The following is a 4,466-nucleotide window of genomic DNA, read 5'->3' as shown; positions in this document are numbered from 1 at the left end:
GGCCAAGAACCACGAGGTCGTCCAACTCCTACGCACGCGAGCCCGACGTCGATGAGCGCTCTCCGCTCGATCGCCCCCCGCCGCCGCATCGGTCGCTGGCCATGCGCCCTTTCCCTGCGTCGAGGTGAGTCAAGGATACGGGMGGTTTGGAGGGTGGGGACAGATTTGGGTCGAGAAAGTTTAGAGCATTGAAATTTCTCATCTTTACCATCTACCCCCTAAGCATAGGTATTCCCTCTCCCTCGTGGGGAGGGTGGAAAGCAGACCTCGCTGAAGCATAAGCTTCGCGTATGACTGGGGCGCCAAGATGCTCTGAAGTCCGCTAAGGTCGGTCCTCGGCAACACCTGGAAAGGGCCAGCGCATGATCACCGTTTGGGGCGGACAGACCTCGCGATCGATCCGGGTGGTCTGGGTGCTGGAGGAGATGGGCCTTCCTTACCGCGTGCGGCAGGTGGACATGCTGGCCGCCGAGCAGGACCCCGAGTTCCTGGCGCTTAATCCCGCTGACTACATACCGGCGATCCAGGACGGCGACGTCGTCATGGTCGAGTCGATCGCGATCATGGAGTACCTGATGGCCCGCTACGGGCCGACGCCGCTGGCGCCCGCGCCGCAGGATCCCACCTTCCCCGCCTACCAGCAGTTTCTGCACCTGGGCGAAGCCGGCCTCGCGACCCTGATGATGCCCGTCGTCGTCAGCCGCTTCATCGCGCCCGAAGCCGAGCGGGCGAACTGGGGCGCGACCTGGTGCCTGAAGTCGTTCCAAAAGCGGCTGAAGCTGGTCAGCCAACGGCTTGCCAGCTCGCCCTACCTCGCCGGCGAGGCTTTCACCGCCGCCGACATCTCGGTGACCTACGCTCTGAACCTGGGCCAACGGAACTGCGGCGTCACCCTCGGCGACGCCGAACAGGCCTACCTCGCCCGCACCACCGGCCGCGACGCCTACAAGCGCGCCATGGAGCGTTCGCACGAGGGGGTGAGCCCCTAGACTCGTCTCCTTTGTGAATTGAAACCGGTGAGGGCGGCGCTCAACATCCGGAACGGGTCGCGTCCGGGAATTAGCGCCGGCGCCGCAGGCGGACCCAGCCCCCCGCCAAAATGCGGATGTCCGGAAGGTCGGCCAAGGGTGGTGGGCGACCCGCTGATCCAGGCGGTGCGCGCGAAACCCCTCTCTCTTTGAGAGAGAGAGAGGGGTCTCGAATGTCCGACTAGGGTCGGGAGCGGCGGCCGACTTCGCGCCTGAGAGCAGGCGCCCTAGGCCGCCTGCAGTTGCTGCTTCACGCGCTCGGCCAGGGTCTTGATGTCGATCGGCTTGGGCAGGAAGGTCACGCCGGTCTCGCCTTCCAGCAGGTCGCTGAACTCGGCCTCGGCATAGCCGCTGATGAACATCACCGGGGCGTTGCCCAGATAGGCGCGGGCCTTCTTCAGCAGGGTCGGTCCGTCGATGCCGGGCATGATCACGTCGCTGATCAGCAGGTCGATGGTGCCGGCGTGCTCCTCGGCGATCAGCAGGGCCTCCTCGCCGTCGCAGGCCTCCAGCACCTCGTAGCCTCGGGCGCGCAGCAGGCGGGCGGCGACGCCGCGCACGGCGTCCTCGTCCTCGACGAACAGGATGCGGCCGGCGCCCGACAGGTCGCGAGGCGGGCGCGGCTTGGCCGTCTCGGCGACCWCGACCGCAGCCGCGGCGGCGGCCTGCTGGGCCGGGGTCGGCTCGTAGACCGGCAGGAAGATGCGGAAGGCCGCGCCCTCGCCCGGACGGCTGTGAACGTGGATCCAGCCGTCGGACTGCTTGACGATGCCGTAGACCGTGGCCAGGCCCAGCCCCGTGCCCTCGCCCACCGGCTTGGTGGTGAAGAACGGGTCGAAGATCTTGCCCATGACCTCGGGCGGGATGCCGGGGCCGTCGTCGCTGACCTCGATGAACGCCTGGTCGCCCTCCGCGCCGGGGAAGCCGAGCGACTGGGCCTCGTCCTGGGTCAGGCGAGCCGTGCGGATGCGCACGACGCCGCCGCCCTTGGCCGCCCGCACCGCGTCGCGGGCGTTGACGGCCAGGTTCATGACGGCGGTCTCGAGCTGGCTCTTGTCGGCCCGCACGAGCGGCAGGTCGCGGCCGTAGTCGGTGATCAGCTTGACGTCTTCGCGCAGCAGGCGGCGCAGCAGGACCTCGAACTCGCTGATCAGCTCGCCCAGCTCCAGCACTTCGCGCTGCACGGTCTGCTTGCGGCTGAAGGCCAGCAGCTTGCGGACCAGGTCGGCGGCGCGGACGCCCGTCTGGCGGATCTCGTTGAGGCCTTCGTACGAGGGGTCGCCCACCGGGTGGCGGTGCAGCAGTTCGTCCAGGCGCAGCTGGATGGCGGTCAGCAGGTTGTTGAAGTCATGCGCGACGCCGCCGGCCAGCTGGCCGATGGCCTGCATCTTCTGGGCCTGGGCGAGTTGCAGCTCCATCTGCTTCTGCTCGGACACGTCGATCAGATAGGCCACCAGCCGACCGTCGGCGCGGTAGAGATAGAGGTGGGCGATCCGGGTCGGATCGCGGGCCAGGCGCACCTCGAACGGGCCGCTCTTGCCCTCGGCCAGACGGGTGTCGGCCTCGGCGCGCGACGGCGGGTCGATCAGGGCGCCGAATATGGTGCCGGGCGGGACCGCGCCGGTCATGGCCGCCAGGGCCGGGTTGGCCTCGAGAATGCGGGAATTGAACGGATCCAGCCCGTCCAGCAGGGCCGCGCCGAACGGCGAGGCGCCGGAGAAGGCGTCCAGGGTGCGGGGCGCCGGGGCGGTCTGGGCGACGGTGGGGGCCGGCGCGGCGGCGGCGGCGACAACGACTTCCTTCTCGACCACCACCGGCAGGCGGACCAGCAGGCGGCCGCCGCGCAGGCGGGCGGCTTCGGCGCGACGCTCCTGGCCGGCGACGATCAGCGAGCCCTCGGCGTGCTGGCCGTCCCGGGCCTTGGCCAGGGCGGCGAACAGGCCGGCGCCGGCCGCGCCCTTGGGCAGGCGGCGGGCGTCGCCCACGGCCTCGACCCAGGCGGCGTTGGCGGCCAGCAGGCGGCCGTCGGCCGCGGTCAGGGCGGCGGGTTCGGACAGGGCTTCGACGAAGGCTTCCGCGCCCTCGGGTTCGGGATCGCTGACCGCGGTCGAGGCGCGGATGGCCACCAGGCCCAGGATCGCCACGCCGGCGACGCCGCCCAGCAGCAGCAGACCCGCCAACGTGGCCGGACCGGCCTGCAAGGCGGGCGCGGCGGCGAACGCCGCGGCCAGGACGAGGAATATGGCCGCGCCCCAGATCAGGAGGTCGGGGCGACGCTTGCCCTCGCCGGGGAGATCTTTCATGGACGTCTCGGTCATGGTCGACCGAAATCCTTCTTCAGCCTAGCGGGCCACCAGCCCATACGATTCGCTGGGTAGGATACCCCTAACGCGCTTGCGGAGCGCGATCCGTGATCGATTCCTGATTCCGTGACGGAAATGTGGTGCCTTGACCGCCTCCACCCTGCTCCCGGCGGCGCCCCATTTTTCTCTGGGCGCATTTACAGCGGGAGCTGAGCGACCAACACTCCCGACAAAGACACCGGTGTCAGCCGGTTGCCGCAACCGTCCGGGGAGGACGCCCATGAAGAAGACCACGCTCGCCCACGGCGCCCCCTCCCCCAGCCGGCGCGCCGTGCTGTCGGCCACCGGCCTGGGCGTCGCGGTCCTGGCGACCCCCGCGGCCGCATCCCCGCCGACCGCAAAGGCGGTGAAAGCGGCCAAGCCCGATCTCCGCCTCGACCCTCGCGACTTCGGCGCCCTGGGCGACGGCGTGACCAAGGACACGGTCGCCCTGCAGACGGCGCTGGACCGCTGCGCCGTGCTGGGCGGCGGCCAGGTCGCGGTGGCGGCCGGCGTCTACCTGACCGGCGCGCTGCGCATGGGCTCCAACACCACCCTGCTGCTGGACGAAGGCGCGACGCTGCATGGCTCGCCCGACCTGGTCGACTATCCGGTGGTGCAGGTGCGCTGGGAGGGCCGCTGGACGCCGGGCTATGTGGGGCTGATCTGGGCCCAAGGCGCGCGCGACGTCGCCATCGCCGGCAAGGGCCAGATCCTGGGCTCCAAGGCGATCCCCGGCCGCGTCGACAAGGCCAGCGGCCTGCGCCATCCGGCRCTGCTGGAGTTCGTCGACGTCCAGGGCCTCAGCGTCACCGACGTCTTCACCGAGCAGAACGAAATGTGGTCGATCCATCCGGTCTATTGCGACGACGTGCTGTTCCGGGGCGTCACCGTCAAGGGCGGGGCCGACGGCATCGACGTCGACTCGTGCCGGCGGGTGGTGATCGATCGCTGCGACTTCGACACGGTCGACGACTGCATCTCGCTGAAGTCCGGCCGGGGCATGGAGGACGCCGTAATCGCCCGCCCCACCGAGGACGTTCGGATCACCGACTGCGTGTTCCGCGACCACCGCTGGGCCTGCATCGGCATCGGC

Annotated in this window: 3 protein-coding genes; 2 read left to right on the top strand and 1 reads right to left on the bottom strand. The window is 69.9% G+C overall.

Translation table 11 applies throughout. The features are described 5' to 3' along the window. Positions 1-362 precede the first annotated feature (362 nt). Positions 363-989 carry a glutathione S-transferase family protein gene (locus AC1DZ6_RS19785; protein ID WP_477098849.1) on the top strand — a complete coding sequence of 209 codons (627 nt, stop codon included), beginning with the start codon at positions 363-365 and terminating at the stop codon, positions 987-989. Between the two features lie 266 nt (positions 990-1,255). Here AC1DZ6_RS19785 and cckA read toward each other — a convergent pair whose 3' ends face one another. Then, positions 1,256-3,346 (bottom strand): cell cycle histidine kinase CckA, encoded by a 2,091-nt coding sequence (cckA, locus tag AC1DZ6_RS19780; protein WP_477098848.1) that lies wholly within the window; start codon positions 3,344-3,346, stop codon positions 1,256-1,258. Positions 3,347-3,611: 265 nt separating this feature from the next. On the opposite strand from cckA, the gene AC1DZ6_RS19775 reads away from it, so the two are divergent. Continuing rightward, positions 3,612-4,466 (top strand): glycoside hydrolase family 28 protein (locus AC1DZ6_RS19775; protein WP_477098847.1); only part of this gene is annotated, 855 nt, incomplete at its 3' end.

It is taken from the genome of Caulobacter sp. P1_B12_2, from assembly GCF_056406675.1.
The sequence above is the reverse complement of the archived record's forward strand: the minus strand, read 5'-3'. Positions and strand labels throughout refer to the sequence as shown.